This is a genomic window from Pseudomonas sp. Irchel s3b5 (genome assembly GCF_900187435.1).
Classification (GTDB): domain Bacteria; phylum Pseudomonadota; class Gammaproteobacteria; order Pseudomonadales; family Pseudomonadaceae; genus Aquipseudomonas.
On sequence record NZ_FYDY01000009.1, the window covers coordinates 111,697 to 126,284 of the forward strand.

General features: G+C 58.9%; 12 protein-coding genes. 5 read left to right on the top strand and 7 right to left on the bottom strand.

The window, feature by feature from the left end:
* Nucleotides 1–83 precede the first annotated feature (83 nt).
* Complete coding sequence (locus tag CKW15_RS12815) at nt 84–818, bottom strand: phosphatase PAP2 family protein (protein ID WP_095057065.1); 735 nt, start codon at nt 816–818, stop codon at nt 84–86.
* Nucleotides 819–1,036: 218 nt separating this feature from the next.
* Between CKW15_RS12815 and colR the strand changes: the two genes are divergently transcribed.
* The 5 genes from colR (at nt 1,037) to CKW15_RS12840 (ending at nt 4,756) form a co-directional block, all read left to right on the top strand.
* Nucleotides 1,037–1,720, top strand: a complete 684-nt coding sequence (gene colR, locus CKW15_RS12820) for a two-component system response regulator ColR (RefSeq protein ID WP_095152175.1) — start codon at nt 1,037–1,039, stop codon at nt 1,718–1,720.
* A complete protein-coding gene (locus tag CKW15_RS12825; protein WP_095057067.1) occupies nt 1,710–2,990 on the top strand; it encodes a HAMP domain-containing sensor histidine kinase in 1,281 nt (426 codons plus the stop codon). Before colR ends, CKW15_RS12825 begins: the two co-directional genes overlap by 11 nt.
* A 152-nt stretch (nt 2,991–3,142) precedes the next feature.
* A complete protein-coding gene (locus CKW15_RS12830) occupies nt 3,143–3,811 on the top strand; it encodes a class I SAM-dependent methyltransferase (protein WP_095057068.1) in 669 nt (222 codons plus the stop codon).
* Between the two features lie 4 nt (nt 3,812–3,815).
* Nucleotides 3,816–4,529 carry a lipopolysaccharide kinase InaA family protein gene (locus tag CKW15_RS12835; protein WP_095057069.1) on the top strand — a complete coding sequence of 238 codons (714 nt, stop codon included), beginning with the start codon at nt 3,816–3,818 and terminating at the stop codon, nt 4,527–4,529.
* 2 nt (nt 4,530–4,531) lie between these two features.
* Nucleotides 4,532–4,756 (top strand): hypothetical protein, encoded by a 225-nt coding sequence (locus CKW15_RS12840; protein WP_095057070.1) that lies wholly within the window; start codon nt 4,532–4,534, stop codon nt 4,754–4,756.
* A 173-nt stretch (nt 4,757–4,929) separates the two neighbouring features.
* On the opposite strand, the gene CKW15_RS12845 is transcribed toward CKW15_RS12840, so the two are convergent.
* From CKW15_RS12845 to CKW15_RS12870, 6 genes are all read right to left on the bottom strand, one after another.
* On the bottom strand, nt 4,930–7,968 hold the full coding sequence (locus CKW15_RS12845) for a multidrug efflux RND transporter permease subunit (protein ID WP_095057071.1): 3,039 nt from the start codon (nt 7,966–7,968) through the stop codon (nt 4,930–4,932).
* Between the two features lie 13 nt (nt 7,969–7,981).
* A complete protein-coding gene (locus tag CKW15_RS12850; RefSeq protein ID WP_095057072.1) occupies nt 7,982–9,130 on the bottom strand; it encodes an efflux RND transporter periplasmic adaptor subunit in 1,149 nt (382 codons plus the stop codon).
* A gap of 213 nt (nt 9,131–9,343) precedes the next feature.
* Nucleotides 9,344–10,444 carry a DUF1513 domain-containing protein gene (locus CKW15_RS12855; protein WP_095057073.1) on the bottom strand — a complete coding sequence of 367 codons (1,101 nt, stop codon included), beginning with the start codon at nt 10,442–10,444 and terminating at the stop codon, nt 9,344–9,346.
* Between the two features lie 14 nt (nt 10,445–10,458).
* Nucleotides 10,459–11,523, bottom strand: coding sequence for an imelysin family protein (locus tag CKW15_RS12860; protein WP_095057074.1), 1,065 nt, complete (start codon nt 11,521–11,523; stop codon nt 10,459–10,461).
* Between the two features lie 27 nt (nt 11,524–11,550).
* Nucleotides 11,551–12,978: a di-heme oxidoredictase family protein gene (locus CKW15_RS12865; RefSeq protein WP_095057075.1), complete on the bottom strand. Its 1,428-nt coding sequence runs from the start codon at nt 12,976–12,978 to the stop codon at nt 11,551–11,553.
* A 237-nt stretch (nt 12,979–13,215) separates the two neighbouring features.
* Nucleotides 13,216–14,556: an imelysin family protein gene (locus tag CKW15_RS12870; RefSeq protein ID WP_095057135.1), complete on the bottom strand. Its 1,341-nt coding sequence runs from the start codon at nt 14,554–14,556 to the stop codon at nt 13,216–13,218.
* Nucleotides 14,557–14,588: the final 32 nt, after the last annotated feature.

Below are 14,588 nucleotides of genomic sequence, written 5' to 3' on the forward strand. Positions count from 1 at the left end.
AGCCTTACCCCTGTACTGAAAACCCCGCCTGCGAAAGCAGGCGGGGTTTTTTATTGCCCATCGCAAAGTCAAAAGAACTTCTATCAAGCGCTGACAGGTTCTGCGTGCACCAAACTGCTCGAAGGCCGGTACAGAATCCAGTAATACGATCCCAGACAAATCAGCCAGCAGAAAATCGCCGTCCAAACGTTGTGCGAGAAAAAGTGCGCCCCCTGCATCATCCGGCCGATGGAGAACACGCTGCCCAGGGCAAAGGCGAACACAAATGCTGAGCGAGCCAAACGTGGGCGGCGGTCACGCAAGACGAAAAACAGGGCAAACAATGTGAATCCGGTCGCCGCATGGCCGCCCGGCCAGCAGCGTCCGGGTTTTTCGGTAGCAGGGCGCGGGCTCAGCAGTTCGCTATAGGTCTCATGACCACCGAATTGTTCAAGGCTCCACGGACATTGCACCGCCGTCACCGCTTTTATCGGTGTGACAAAAGAGGTCGCCAGCCCCAGAGACAGCACCAGACAACCCAATTCCCGTTTGAACGGCTTGAGCCTTGCGATGAAAAACGAGCCGATGAAACCGAGGATGGCAAACACCGAGAAGGCGATGACCACTTGTTTAGCGCGGTCGTGCAGGATGTCTTCCAGGAAATAACTGTGGCGCCCGATGAATTGCCCGGCGACCGGGTCGTAGAACAGCTTGGCCAGGTCCATGTCCAGGTTGGTCAATTCAAGCAATACCAAAATGATCGCCGCAATGACGGGGACCCCAAGGCACACCCAGAAATTGAGCGGGCGAGAGGCGGGGCGTGCAAGGGTCGAAACCATGCGAGTTCCTTGGTCAGTGAAATGTTCTGAAATGCGCAACCGCGCGGAGTTTGTGCCCGATTCTGTCGCCAGCGTGTGAATCGACAGTGAAAAACTTGTTAAGGCCGTAGCCGGTCAGTTTCCACATTTTTGAGCTTCACTCAGTCCTAGCCGTGAGCCGAACTTGGCCTTAAGCTGCGCGGGCCAAGACGGCCGTTACTGTGTACGGAGAGATGCCCATGCGAATTCTATTGGTTGAAGACAACCGCGATATCCTCGCCAACCTGGCCGATTATCTGGGGCTCAAAGGCTACACCGTGGATTGCGCGCAGGACGGACTGTCGGGCTTGCATCTGGCGGCTACCGAGCACTACGACTTGATCGTGCTCGACATCATGTTGCCCGGCATCGACGGTTACACCTTGTGCAAACGCCTGCGAGAGGATGCCCGTCGTTGCACGCCGGTGATCATGCTCACGGCTCGCGATCAACTGAACGACCGTCTGCAAGGCTTCAAGTCCGGTGCAGACGATTACCTGATCAAACCCTTCGCCCTGTCTGAACTGGCGGCGCGGGTCGAAGCGGTCATGCGCCGAGCCCAAGGGGGCGGGCGTCGCACCTTGCAGGTCGGCGATTTGAGCTACGACCTCGACACATTGGAGGTCACCCGCGAAGGGCGTCTACTGAAACTCAACCCCGTGGGCCTGAAGTTGCTGGCCGTGCTGATGCAGAAAAGCCCCCACGTGCTGCGCCGTGAAATTCTCGAAGAAGCGTTGTGGGGCGATGACTGCCCGGACAGCGACAGCTTGCGCAGCCACGTCCATCAACTGCGCCAGGTGATCGACAAGCCGTTCGCCAAACCGCTGCTGCAAACCGTACACGGTGTGGGTTACCGCTTGGCCGAGGGCCGTGATGGAGTTTAGACAGAGCCTTTCCCAGCGGATCATCATTGCTTTTGCACTGATGAGCGCTCTGGTAGCAGGCGCCTTTGCCATGGGCATCATCGCGACGGTGCACCTGGTTGAAGAAAAACTGATTTCGGCTGGTCTGGGCGGCGATTTGCAGCGGTTGTTGCTGATGGACAGCGTCTCGGACTGGAGCCATCGTCCCGAGCCGGATCAACTGTTCTATTTCAGCGGCGGGCCGGGTGACTTTGACCTGCCAAAGGATTTGCGGCATCTGGTCCCGGGCTTTCATGAAGTTTTTCGCGACCATCTGTCGTACCACGCGATGGTCGAAATTGTCGATGGTCGGCATTACGTGCTGTTGCAGGATCAAAGCGACTTCGAAGAGCGCGAGCGGGTGCTGTTTGCGATTGTGTTGGTAGGTTTCGTGTTGAGCCTGGCGCTGGCCGTGTTTCTCGGCTGGGTTTTGGCGCGCAAAGTGATGGCGCCGGTGGTGCGTCTGGCTCGTCAAGTGCGCCATCGCGATCAGCTGTTAGGTCTGGCGCCTCCACTGGCACCGGATTACGCCGCCGACGAAGTCGGCGAATTGGCCGTGGCATTTGACGCGACCCTCGGGCGTCTGCGCCAGGCATTGTCTCGCGAGCGCCTGTTTACCAGTGATGTCAGCCATGAACTGCGCACCCCGTTGATGGTTCTGGCCAGTTCCTGCGAATTGTTGCTGGAAAATCCCGGTCTCGATCTACGCGGCCGTGCTCAAGTCGAGCGGATCGCTCGGGCGTGCGAAGAGATGCGCGAGCTGGTGCAAACCTTTCTGATGCTGGCTCGCGCTCAGCGTGAAGATGCCAGTATGTCGCCTCAGCAGACACTGAGCGAAGTGGCGGACGGCCTGCTCGGTCTATGGCGTGAGCCGATCGAAGCCAAGGGGTTGAAGCTGCTTTTTGAATCCGCAGACCCGCCGCCGATTTGTTACAACGCGACGCTGTTGCAAGCGGTGATGGGCAACCTGCTACGTAATGCATTGCATTACACAGAGAGCGGATTCATCCAACTGACCCTGACCGCCACCGGGTTTTTGGTGGAAGACAGCGGTGTTGGCATTCCTGAGGAAAAACGTGAAGCGATGTTCGAGCCTTTTGTGCGCGGAAGCGAGAAGCGCGGGGAAGGTTTGGGGCTTGGTCTGTCGCTCGTGCAGCGGATCTGTGAAAACCAGGGCTGGAGCGTCAGCCTGGCAAATATGGAACCCCATGGCTGTCGTTTTGAAGTGGAATTGATTCGAATTGAGGCCTAATCTCAATGGGTTCAGGCCATGAATTGATTTTTCTCTGAAAAACCTTGTAATGAATTGAGGTTTTCCTAACATTTTTTTCACAAACGCATGACCTGACGCTGACACGCCTCTACCTACTGTGGTTGTCATCAGAATTTCAGGAGACTGTGATAATGGATGGCCCGATCAAACTCGATTTTTCGGAGAAGTACGACGATCAGCACGCGCAACGCTATTTGCTCAAGCATAAGGATGGACTCGGTCGTCGCTTGTCTCACTGGCGTGACGTTCAAATGGGTCGCAAAGCTTTGTCTTTGGTCGGCGAGCCGGGCCTTGTCCTCGATTTACCCTGCGGTGCGGGACGGTTCTGGCCCATGCTGGCGGAAAAGCCCAACCGTGTGATCATCGGCGCCGACAATTCAGAGTCCATGTTGAAGATCGCCACCCAGTCTCAACCTGCCGATGTCGTGAAACGGGTACAACCCTTGCACACTTCTGCGTTTGACATCGGCTTGCCGGATAACGCCGTCGACAGCATCTTTTGCATGCGTTTGCTCCACCACATCGGTGAAGCCGAGCATCGACTGACCATTTTGCGCGAGTTCGAGCGTGTTTCCCGGGATAGCGTGATCCTTTCGTTGTGGGTCGATGGCAATTTCAAAGCATGGAAACGCAAGCGCGCCGAGAAATCCCGTGCTCAGGCAGGTTACCAAAACCGTTTTGTGTTACCAGCCGCTACCGTAGAAAAGGAATTTGAGCAGGCGGGCTTCCGGATCCAGGAACAACTGGACTTCATACCGCTCTATGCCATGTGGCGAGTTTACGTATTGCGCAAGAGGTAACACGATGGCAGTGCAGTGTGCAGCAGAAACGGAAGTCCCCTCCCTGGATCGCTTCGATTACTTTTGGAATCAGCGCGGTGAATGGGTGGAAGAACCCAACGTCCGTCGCGGTGGGGAGAGTGGTGTTCAGCGAGTCACAGACCAAGACGGTCAGTTGCTCTACGTCAAGCGTCAGACCGGGCACGTCCATCGTAGCTGGCTGTATCCGTTTGGTCGGCCCACGGTGTTGCGTGAGCGTGATGCACTCACTGGTGTGAGCGCACTGGGTGTTCGCGTTCCACACATCGTCTTTTGCGGCGCACAGCGCGATCCGGTCCATAAATGGCGCGCGCTGTTGGTGACCAAGTCGCTGGACGGCTTCGAGGAAGTCCAGCACTGGTACGCTGGCGGTGGTCGCGAGCGTCACGGTGAAGCGGTGCATGATCGAGTGCTGAAGGACTTGGCCGAGAATCTGGCGCGCATGCACAAGGGCCGTTGGCAACACAGCTGCATTTACATCAAGCACGTATTCGTTCGTGTGACCGGTGAGGGCGATTCGGCCAACGTCGAGGTTGCCCTGATCGATCTGGAGAAGTGCCGACAGCGCTTGACCGCCTATCGCGCTGCTGCCCATGACATGAAGCAACTGCGTCGCCACTCGTCGTTCAGTGCGACGGACTGGGAAAAACTCGTCTATTTTTATGAGACGGCGTTTGGCAGCGCTATCAAAGGTTTATAGCAATGAAACTCGAAATTGCACGAGGTTTGTTTTTGGTAGGAGCCTTGGCAGTTGCGTCGATTGCGCTGGCAGCCTGGGAGCAACCACGCACCCAGATTCTCAGCTCAGCCCATGCAGATGAGCATCGTATGCCACGGATTGCCAAGGCATCTGTGGCCACCCGGCCCGATCATGATTTGTTGCTGTTCATGTTCGGACTTTCTCAAGGAATGAGGCCGGAAAGTTGACCAGATTGAAGCCCAAGTAAAAGGCCTCGCTAATGCGAGGCCTTTTTTGTTGGCGCAGTTTTTCGTCCTGCACATCCCCTGTAGGAGCGAGTTTGCTCGCGATGACGGCATCACATTCAATAAAAACATTGACTTGATACACCACTATCGCGAACAAGCTTGCTCCCACGAGGCTATGTGTTCGTCTCAGGTTTATCGGGCTTGGCCAGTAACGTGTACACGCACGGCAATACAAACAAAGTGAAGAGCGTGCCAATCGACATGCCAGTGGCGATCACCGTGCCAATGTCGAACCGACTGACCGCACCCGCGCCCGTGGCGATGATCAACGGCACCATGCCGAATACCATCGCGGCAGTGGTCATCAACACCGGACGCAGACGAATGGCTGCGGCTTCCTCTACTGCTTCTCGGGCAGTCAGCCCCTTGTCCTTGCGCAACTGGTTGGCGAACTCAACAATCAGAATCCCGTGCTTGCTGATCAGTCCGATCAACGTGACCAGACCGACCTGCGTGTAGATGTTCATGCTCGACCAGCCCAGGAACAGCGGAATCAATGCGCCGCAAATTGACAGCGGCACGGTCACCAGGATGACCAATGGGTCGCGGAAGCTTTCGAACTGGGCCGCCAACACGAGGAAGATGATCGCCAATGCCAGGCCAAACGTGACCCACAAGGCGCTACCCTCCTGAACGTACTGCCTCGATGCACCGGCGTAGTCGAAGGCGAAGCCGGCGGGCGCTTCTTCACTGGCGATCTGGCGCACGGTGTCGATGGCTTCCCCCATGCTCACCAGCGGCACCCCGGACAGGATGGCCGAGTTGAGTTGCTGGAACTGATTCAGCTGTCGTGGACGTGCGCGGTCGGTGACGGTGATCAGGGTGGACAAGGCCAGCAACTCGCCTTTTGTGTTCTTGACGTAATAGTTGTTCAACCATTCAGGGTTATCGCGAAAGGGTCGTTCGACCTGGGCGATGACTTTGTAGCTACGACCTTCAATGGTGAATCGGTTGATTTCGGCTTCACCGAGCAGCGTGGCCAGCGTTCCCCCCAGGTCCTGCATCGATACACCCATCTGCGCAGCCTTGGCGCGGTCGATGTCTACTACTACTTCAGGTTTGTCGAACGCGAGGTCGACGTCGACGAACGCGAACTTGCCGGACTCCATCGCCCGTTTCTTCACCCGGTCGACCACTTGCAGCAATAACTCGTAGTCGTTGGCGGAGTTGATGACGAACTGGAAGGGCAACCCTTCGCCGGTGCCCGGCAGCGAGGGCAGGTTGAAACCGAATACTTGCAGGCCTGGAATGCTTTCGAGTTTGGCCTGGACCTCCGGCAGGATCGCCATCTGCGTGCGGCTGCGGTCGTTCCACGGTTTGAGCAGGAAGCCGCCAATCCCCGACTGCACACCGTTGAAACCATTGATCTGAAACGATGAGTAGTACTCGGGAAACGATTTGAAGATGTTGATGAAGTCGTCGGTGTAGGTGTTCAGGTAGTCGAGGTTGGTGGGTTGTGGCGCATTGGCCAGCATGAAAATGATGCCCTGGTCTTCGTCCGGTGCCAGTTCCGACTTGGTGAACTTGAGCAGTACGGGGATCAGGCACAACACGATGACTGCGAACACCAACACCACTGGTCGGGTGTTCAGGGTGCCATGCAGCATGCTTTGGTAGCGGCGCTTGAGACTTTCGAAAATCACATCGAGGCGATGAGCCAGCCCGCTGGGGTTTTCATCGTGGCGCAGCAGCAGGGCGCACATCATCGGTGACAGTGTCAGTGCGACGATGCCGGAGATCACCACCGCTCCGGCCAGGGTCAGGGCGAACTCCTTGAACAATGCACCGGTGAGACCGGTCAGGAAGCCGATGGGGGCATACACCGCCGCCAGGGTGATGGTCATCGAAACCACCGGCATGGCGATTTCCCGGGCACCCTCGATGGCTGCATCCAGCGGTGTCTTGCCTTCTTCGATGTGGCGGTGGATGTTTTCCACGACCACGATGGCATCGTCCACCACAAGACCAATGGCCAACACCATCGCCAGCAAGGTCAGCAGGTTGATCGAGTAGCCCATCATCTGCATGAAGAACATCACGCCGATCATCGACAAGGGGATGGTGACCACCGGAATCACCACCGAACGCAGGGCTCCGAGGAACAGGAACACCACCACGATCACGATCAGTACCGCTTCGAACAGGGTTTTCACCACTTCGTCGATCGAGGCCTGGATGAACAGAGTGGCGTCGTAGGCGATTTCACCCTTGAGGTTCGGCGGTAACTGCGCCTCAAGGTCCGGCATGATCTTGCGTACTTCCTTGATCACTTCCAGCGGGTTGGCGCCAGGTGTGGCCTTGATGCCGATGTACACCGAGGGAGTGCCACCAAAGGAGCTGATGGTGTCGTAGTTTTCTGCGCCCATCTCCACTCGTGCTACATCGCGCAGCAGCACACGGCTGTCGCCATCGACCTTGAGCGCAATCGCCCCGAAAGCTTCGGCGGACTTGAGCTCGGTATTGGCGTTGATGCTGGTGACCACATACTGGCCTTTCACTTCACCGGCGGCGGAGAGGAAGTTGTATTGGCGTACGGCGTTGGTCACGTCGCTGGCACTCAGGCCGAATCCGGCCAGTTTTACCGGATCCAGCCACAGCCGCATGGCAAACACCTGGTTGCCGAGGATCTCGGCTTCGGCCATGCCGGGCAGGGTTGCCAGCTTCGGCTGGATCACCCGTGACAGGTAATCGGTGATCTGCGGGTTGCTCAGTTCCTTGCTGAAGAAACTGATGTACATCAGCGCCGAGGCGTCTGCCGCTTCTTTACTCAGGACCGGGTCTTCGGCGTCTTGGGGCAGCTGATTCTTCACCTCATTGGCTTTGGCCAACAGTTCGGTGAACAGTCGGTCGCTGTTGGCGCCGATGCGGGCATAGATCGATATCACCGAAAAGTTCTGTCGGCTGACCGAGGTCATGTAGTCGATGCCTTCGGCGCTCGCCAGGCTCTGTTGCATCGGCTGGGTGATGTAGCCCTGAATGGTCTCGGCGTTGGCCCCGGGGTAAGCGGTGGTCACCGTGATCAGGGCGTTTTCCATCTGCGGGTACTGACGCAGCGGCAGCTTGCTCCAGGCTTGAAAGCCCAGCAGCACAATCAACAGGCTGACCACGGTAGCGAGAACCGGGCGGCGGATGAACGGGTCGGTAAAGGCCATGGGGATTCCTTGATCAGTCCGCGCGTGGCGGGCTGTTCTTCTCGCCTAGAGTCTTGTCATCGCTGATGGCAATGTGCGCACCGTTGTCCAGTTTGATCTGGCCAGCCGTCACCACTTTTTCGCCGTTCTGCACGCCTTTGGTGATCATCACCTGGCCATCACGGCGCTCGCCGGTTTCGACAAATCGCCGTTCGGCGATCAGTACCGGCTGGCCTTTGTCGTCTTTTTCAAGGCTGCCGTCTTCGGCCTTCTTCTGGGTGGCGACATACACCGAGTTGCCATAGAGCGTGTAGGTGATGGCGCTTTCCGGGACAACGATGCGAAGCTGCGGGGCGGGCAGCAACACCTGGAGGCTGGCGAACATCCCCGGCAACAACTTGCCATCAGGGTTGGCCAGTTTCGCGCGCACTTGCACGTTACGGGTGCTGTTCTCGACTTTCGGGTTGATTGCGCTGATGGTGCCGGGGAACACCTGCGTCGGATAGGACGCGACAATGATCTGCACCGCTTGCCCCACGGCAATCCTCGGCACTGACTGCTCGGGAATGAAAAAGTCGACATACAGGCTGCTGAGATCTTGCAGCGTGGCAATCATGGTGCCACTGGCCACGTAGTCGCCGACGTCCACCTGACGGATGCCGATGGTGCCGCTGAAGGGCGCGAGGATGCTCTTTTTGCCCAGTGCGGCCTTGAGTTGATTGACCGAAGCCTTGCTCTTTTTATAGACCGCGGAGAGCCGGTCGAACTCGCCCTTGGAAATGGCCTCGCTGCCCACCAGTTGACTGCCGCGATTGTAATCCACCTGGGCCAGTCCAAGATCGGCCAGGGCGGTTTCCAGCAGGGCGCTTTCCACGGCGCTGTCGAGCCGGATGATGGGTTGACCGGCCTTTACTTTCTGTCCTGACTCGAATTGCACATCAATGACGGTGCCATCGGTTTCCAGACTCAGGTCAACACCTTGCAGCGCCTTCAGGGTACCAACCGTGGGCAGCCGGGCTTGCCACGGACGTTCGATAGCCGTGGCCACGGCGACACTGATAGGCGGTTTCGGTGCGGAGAAGCCCTGGATCATCGTGTAGATCGAGAAGGCTTTGTAAGCGGCCAGCACCAGCACAATCAGCAGAACAACACCCAACATGATCAGCATGCGGCGACGCAGCATATTTCCAGTTCCTTGGAGAAAATCAGGTGAGACAGTGGGGCACATTACCGCGACTGGGAGGGGGAATCCAATCGATGTTTTTCCGGTTTTCCTCGATCTGTAGGAGCCGGCTTGCTGGCGAAGAAGCCCTTGAGCGCGGTGCAGTTCTCAAGATAGCCATCGCTGGCAAGCCAGCTCCTACTGAGCGTATTTAGGTAAGGCGTTGCAGCAGGTTCAGGTCATCAGGTGAAGATGGTTGTCCCAGAGCCCTGCCGGCAGTTCCAGGGGTTTGGCGACGAGGTTTTCCTGACGGCAATCGTAGTAGCGGCAACGTCCCTGACCCGAGGTCACGACAAAGCCATCGGCCACTGCGCCGACCCCGGCGCAATCGGGAAGCGGCGCATCCAGGCGCACTTCGCCGCTGTCCAGGTCCCAGATAAAAAAGCGATTGCCCCGTGGCGCGGTCAACGCCACCAGGCGCAAGTCACTGTGCACCGCGACGCTGGCGGTGTAATGCCCCATGGCCTGCAACTGGTGCTCAGGCACCGGGAACGCCACGAACGGCTGGCCGGGGCGCTTGATCGCCAGCAGCTCCGACGATTCGTGGGCCGCGCCCATGAATTGCTGCCCGGCGACGATGGTGCCGTCACTGGCAATCCCCAGGTGACGCACGCTGTTCATCTGCTGGGCGAGGGTTTCCTTGCTCAGCAGGGTGCCGTCGCGTTGCATCAGGACCAGGCTCGGTTCCATGGCGTTGAGATTCATCTCGACCCGGCTTTCGGCCTCGGTACGAATCCCGCCGTTGGCCACCACCAGGGTTTCGCCGTCGGGCATCCACGACACCTGATGCGGGCCGATGCCATGGGTAGAAATCTCGCCGCTGTGCACCAGCCGTTCGCCTTCGAATTTGTACACCCCGAGCAGACCGCGACCCGGATCGGTGGTGTCGTTTTCGGTGGCGTACAGCCAGTCGCCGCTCTGGTGAATCACCGCGTGACCGTAGAAGTGCCGGTTCGGTTGCGACGTTACGGTTTGCAGCAGCGCACCGTCGCGCAGGTCGACCAGGTAGCTCTCGGTGCCAGGGCGACGGGCGACAAACAGCGCAATCGGCAGCGTCGGGTGGTTGATGATGTCGTGGCAACGCTGGCCGACCCGGGTGGCAAACACCTGGGTGCCGTCCAGCCGATAACCCACGGCGTAATGCTTGCCGTCGGTATCGTCCCGCGCTGAAAGCAGCAGCGGGCTTTGGTCCTTTTGCCGGAACAGCTTCCAGCCGCCCAGCGTCATCGCACCCAGCAGCAAACTACCTAATGTCAGAGCCTGGCGTCGCAGCATGGCAGTCGCCCTCATCAGTCACCGTCGTTGGCGTTGAAGCCCAGTTGGATGCCCAGCGCCTTGGCCAGTTCGCCTTCGTGCAGACGATGGACAACGTTGAGGCTGTCGTAGAGCTCGTTGAGCTGCTGGCGACCGGCCTCGTCATTGAGCAAGTCGGTCAGCGAGCGCTTGTTGCTGGCGAACAGTTTCAGTGCGGCGGCGTAGGCAGCGTCGATTTTGTCGGCCAATGGCTTCTGCTCGCTCGGCAACAGACCACGCAGGCCTTTGTTGTCCACACCTTCCCAGACGGTTTTGGCGGCCGCAAGGCTGGCTTCGAGGCCCGCGAGGGACGATTGACTGCGCCAGGCATCGGCCTGGAACGGCTGCGGGACGCCCTTGGTCTGACGACCCATTGGGGTGCCGAGCTTTTTCTTCAGGGTGTCGAGGGCGGTCACTTGTACGCGCAGCAGATCAGCGATGGCTTCGTGGGAGTCGGCGTAGCGCTGGTTCGGGAACTTGCTCATCTGCGCGAGCATGCCGTCGGTGTTGTTCCAGCCTTTCAGGATTTCTTCAGCCAATTGCTTTTGACGTTCGCCAATCGCGATCAGCAGCGGGCAGTATTTGGCTTTCTGCTCAGCGTTGGCCACATCAGGCTTGCTGTCGAACAGGATGTATTCGTAGGCCGACAGACCCTGCACCACGACACTGGATTTGGCCAGTGCAGCCGCATCGATCTGCGGTTGCGCGGTGACCAGTTGTTCGACCTGACGGCCGACGAGGTTTTTCTTGTCCGGCCAGAACTGTACTTGCCATGCACGGTTGCCTTCAGCCAGTGGCCCGATCAACAGCGGTTGCAATTCGGCCCAGGCCTTTTGTGCGTGCAGGAAGTCGGCGCGGGCGGTGTCCAGGGTTTCCTTGCCTTCGCAATAGGCGAGGGCGCTGACGGCCAGTTGGCGGTCGGCTTCAACCCAGCGGGTGTAGGTCGGCAGGATCACCGATTTGGCGATGGCTGCCGACGTGACCGCTTGCGGGTCCTGGGGCGAACAGGCGCCCAGCGCAAGGGCGGCAAGGCTGGTGAATAGCAGTTTGGGACGGAACATGTCGGGCTCCCGCTGAAGGAATGCGTGTTAAAGGGAATTCAAAAACGCCAGCAACGCAGCGCGCTGCTCGGCATTGAAAGACAAAACCTGTTGCTGCGCCGCTGCCGCCTCACCGCCATGCCAGAGCACGGCCTCGAGCAGATTACGGGCGCGGCCGTCGTGCAGGAACTGCGTGTGACCGCTGACCGCCTGAGTCAGGCCAATGCCCCACAACGGCGGGGTGCGCCAGTCGCGGCCACTGGCCTGGAATTCGGTACGGTTGTCGGCCAGGCCGTCGCCCATGTCATGCAGCAGCAGATCGCTGTACGGACGAATCACTTGATTGGCCAGTTCAGGTTCGGCAGCGTTGGTTGCGGTGGTGTATTTCGGTGTGTGGCAGGACTGGCAACCGGCCTGATAGAACAGGCTCTTGCCGGCCAACACTTGCGGTGCACTGACATCACGGCGGGCGGGTACGGCGAGGTTACGGCTGTAGAACAGCACCAGGCGCAGGATGTTGTCACTGACTTCCGGCTCGCCATCCGGGCCGTTGCCATTGGGTGCCTGTTTGCAGGCGATTTGCGTGTCGGTGCAGTCATCAACGGGTTTCAGGCTGGTCGTGAGGCCCATATCACCCGAAAACGCGTGAACATTTTGTTGATTGAGATTGGGTTGCCCGGCTTTCCAGCCGAATCGTCCGAGAACGGTTTTTTGCTGTGCATCGTCCCAGACCCGGTTCGGGCGCCCGGCGATGCCGTTGTTCGCCTTGGCCTGAGCCTGCGCGTTGGCCAGGATCGCCTCGTCGGGGATTGCTTCAAGGAGGCCGAGGCCAATCATCGGTGGGGCTACGCGGGCGGAGAATCGGGTGTCCGGGTGCATCGGTCCGTAGTTTAACCGGGTGATGTTCAGGCTCGGTTTGCGCAATTCGACCTCGGTGCCGTCCTTGAAGCGAATCGGTACGGGCGTGTAGTCAACCCGCACTTTGCCTTCCGGTTCCACGCCGGGTACGGCCATGTCCTGGAACTGACCGCCGTAGACGGGCTCGGGCACGACGCCGATTTGTTCGATGACCTTGGCGTAGGCCGGTGCATCGGGGATCGACAGGCGCACCAGCATCGATACCGCGTTCTGTGCGCCGGGCTCGGGTGGATGACCCCGGCCATCCTTGATGTGGCAACCCTGGCAGGCGTTGGTGTTGAACAGCGGGCCGAGGCCATCGCGTGCAGTGGTGGTCGACGGAGCGATCACCCACGGGTTACGGAAAAAGCTGTTGCCGACGCTGAAATCCACGCGCCGTGACGGCGGGAGGTTGGCGGAGGGCAGGGAAAACGAATTTTGATCGGTCTTGCGCACGGTCGCGCTGCCACCGGAGCGGGCTTCGCCGGGTTCGGCCTGGGTGAATTTCGGGGCGTCATCGCAGGCACTCAGGCCCAAGGCCAGAAACAGTGCGGACAAGCGAAGCAGCAGCGAGGGCATCAGACATCCTGCAGACGAGCAAAACAAGGGCGCAAAGTCTAACAGGGCAGGGGAATTTGAATAAGAGGAATTATCGTTTGCTTGGATTTGTAGGCGGTGGCGCAGGTTGAGATCTGTTGGTCTTGCCGTTGAGAAGATCGCAGCCTCGTTTCACTCGACAGCTCCTACAGGATTAGTGGTGTTCCGGCGAACAAAAAAGGCGACCCGAAGGTCGCCTTTTTATTCAGTCAGCGTTGATCAGAATTCGTGATCAGCGTTGTCCGGGTTCAGGTCGCTGATGCCCAGTTTGCCTGCGGCAGCTTCGATCGAGCCGGTCTGCTTGACCAGGGAAGCGATGGCGTCGCGAACGATCTGGTTGCCGGCGGTGTTACCGGCGGCGATCAGTTGGTCGTAGTGCTCACCCTTGTTGGCGTGGTCGACGATCACTTGCATCTTCGCTTCGGTCGCTGCGAGGTCGGCTTTCAGCGCCGTGTCGGCAGCCGGGTCGGCTTTGGCCACCAGGGACGACAGGCTGGCGCCGGTCATTTTGGTGCCATCGACGCGAGTGTATTCACCCAGGTAGACGTTCCGGATGCCTTTGGCATCGTAGAACTGCGAGTTGTGGGTGTTGTCGCTGAAGCAATCGTGTTCGTCTTCAGGGGAGTTGGCTTCCAGGGAAACCTTCATGCGCTCGCCTGCCAGTTCGCCCAGGGACAGGCTGCCCATGCCGAACAGCATTTTGCGCAGACCGGTTTCCACCGGTTCGGCTTGCAGAGTGGCGCGGTAGTTGTCAGCCACGTTTGGCTTCCAGTTACCGACCATTTCTTCCAGGTCGCTGACCAGCAGCTGAGTGACAGACTTCAGGTAAGCGCGACGACGATCGTTGTGACCACCGGTGGCGCCTTTGCCTTCCAGGTAGTCGGAAGCTGGACGGTTGCCGGCGCCTGGGCCGGTACCGTTCAGGTCCTGGCCCCAGAGCAGGAATTCAATGGCGTGGTAGCCGGTGGCAACGTTGGCCTCGGAACCACCCAGCTCGTTCAGGCTGGCGAGTTTTTCCGGGGTGATGTCTTTTACGTCAACCTTGTCTTCGCCGACCTGGATTTGCGTGTTGGCGATGATGTTGGCGGTAGCGCCAGGGTTGCCCAGCGCGTGTTCATAGGACTTGTCGACGTAGTCGATCAGGCCTTCGTCCAATGGCCAGGCGTTCAGCTGACCTTCCCAGTCGTCGATGATGGTGTTGCCGAAGCGGAACACTTCACTCTGCAGGTACGGAACGCGTGCTGCGATCCAGGCAGCCTTGGCGGCTTTCAGCGTGTCGGCGTTCGGCTTGGCGAGGAATGCGTCGACGGCTGTTTGCAGGGTCTTCGCAGTGGATTCGGCATCGCTGTAAACGGCGAAGACGATGTCGGCGTAATGGGCGACAACGGCTTTGCCGGCGGCTTCGTCGACTTTGCCGGCAGCGGCAGGTGCAGCGGCTGGAGCAGCAGCAGTGCTGGCAGCTGGTGCAGGAGCGGCAGCTTTGTCTTTGCCTTCACCGCAACCGGCGAGGGAAATAGCGATGGCCAACAGACTGGCGGTAGCCAGAGGCATACGAATCATGGCGAACATCCTGCTTCGATAAGGGGTGGTAT

What these genes read in the sequence shown, in the direction of transcription:
- CKW15_RS12825 (WP_095057067.1), top strand. Translation starts at nt 1,710, where the DNA reads ATGGAGTTTAGACAGAGCCTTTCCCAGCGGATCATCATTGCTTTTGCA.
- CKW15_RS12835 (WP_095057069.1), top strand. Translation starts at nt 3,816, where the DNA reads ATGGCAGTGCAGTGTGCAGCAGAAACGGAAGTCCCCTCCCTGGATCGC.
- CKW15_RS12815 (WP_095057065.1), bottom strand. Translation starts at nt 818, where the DNA reads ATGGTTTCGACCCTTGCACGCCCCGCCTCTCGCCCGCTCAATTTCTGG.
- CKW15_RS12855 (WP_095057073.1), bottom strand. Translation starts at nt 10,444, where the DNA reads ATGCTGCGACGCCAGGCTCTGACATTAGGTAGTTTGCTGCTGGGTGCG.
- CKW15_RS12870 (WP_095057135.1), bottom strand. Translation starts at nt 14,556, where the DNA reads ATGATTCGTATGCCTCTGGCTACCGCCAGTCTGTTGGCCATCGCTATT.
- CKW15_RS12860 (WP_095057074.1), bottom strand. Translation starts at nt 11,523, where the DNA reads ATGTTCCGTCCCAAACTGCTATTCACCAGCCTTGCCGCCCTTGCGCTG.
- CKW15_RS12840 (WP_095057070.1), top strand. Translation starts at nt 4,532, where the DNA reads ATGAAACTCGAAATTGCACGAGGTTTGTTTTTGGTAGGAGCCTTGGCA.
- colR (WP_095152175.1), top strand. Translation starts at nt 1,037, where the DNA reads ATGCGAATTCTATTGGTTGAAGACAACCGCGATATCCTCGCCAACCTG.
- CKW15_RS12865 (WP_095057075.1), bottom strand. Translation starts at nt 12,978, where the DNA reads ATGCCCTCGCTGCTGCTTCGCTTGTCCGCACTGTTTCTGGCCTTGGGC.
- CKW15_RS12845 (WP_095057071.1), bottom strand. Translation starts at nt 7,968, where the DNA reads ATGGCCTTTACCGACCCGTTCATCCGCCGCCCGGTTCTCGCTACCGTG.
- CKW15_RS12850 (WP_095057072.1), bottom strand. Translation starts at nt 9,130, where the DNA reads ATGCTGCGTCGCCGCATGCTGATCATGTTGGGTGTTGTTCTGCTGATT.
- CKW15_RS12830 (WP_095057068.1), top strand. Translation starts at nt 3,143, where the DNA reads ATGGATGGCCCGATCAAACTCGATTTTTCGGAGAAGTACGACGATCAG.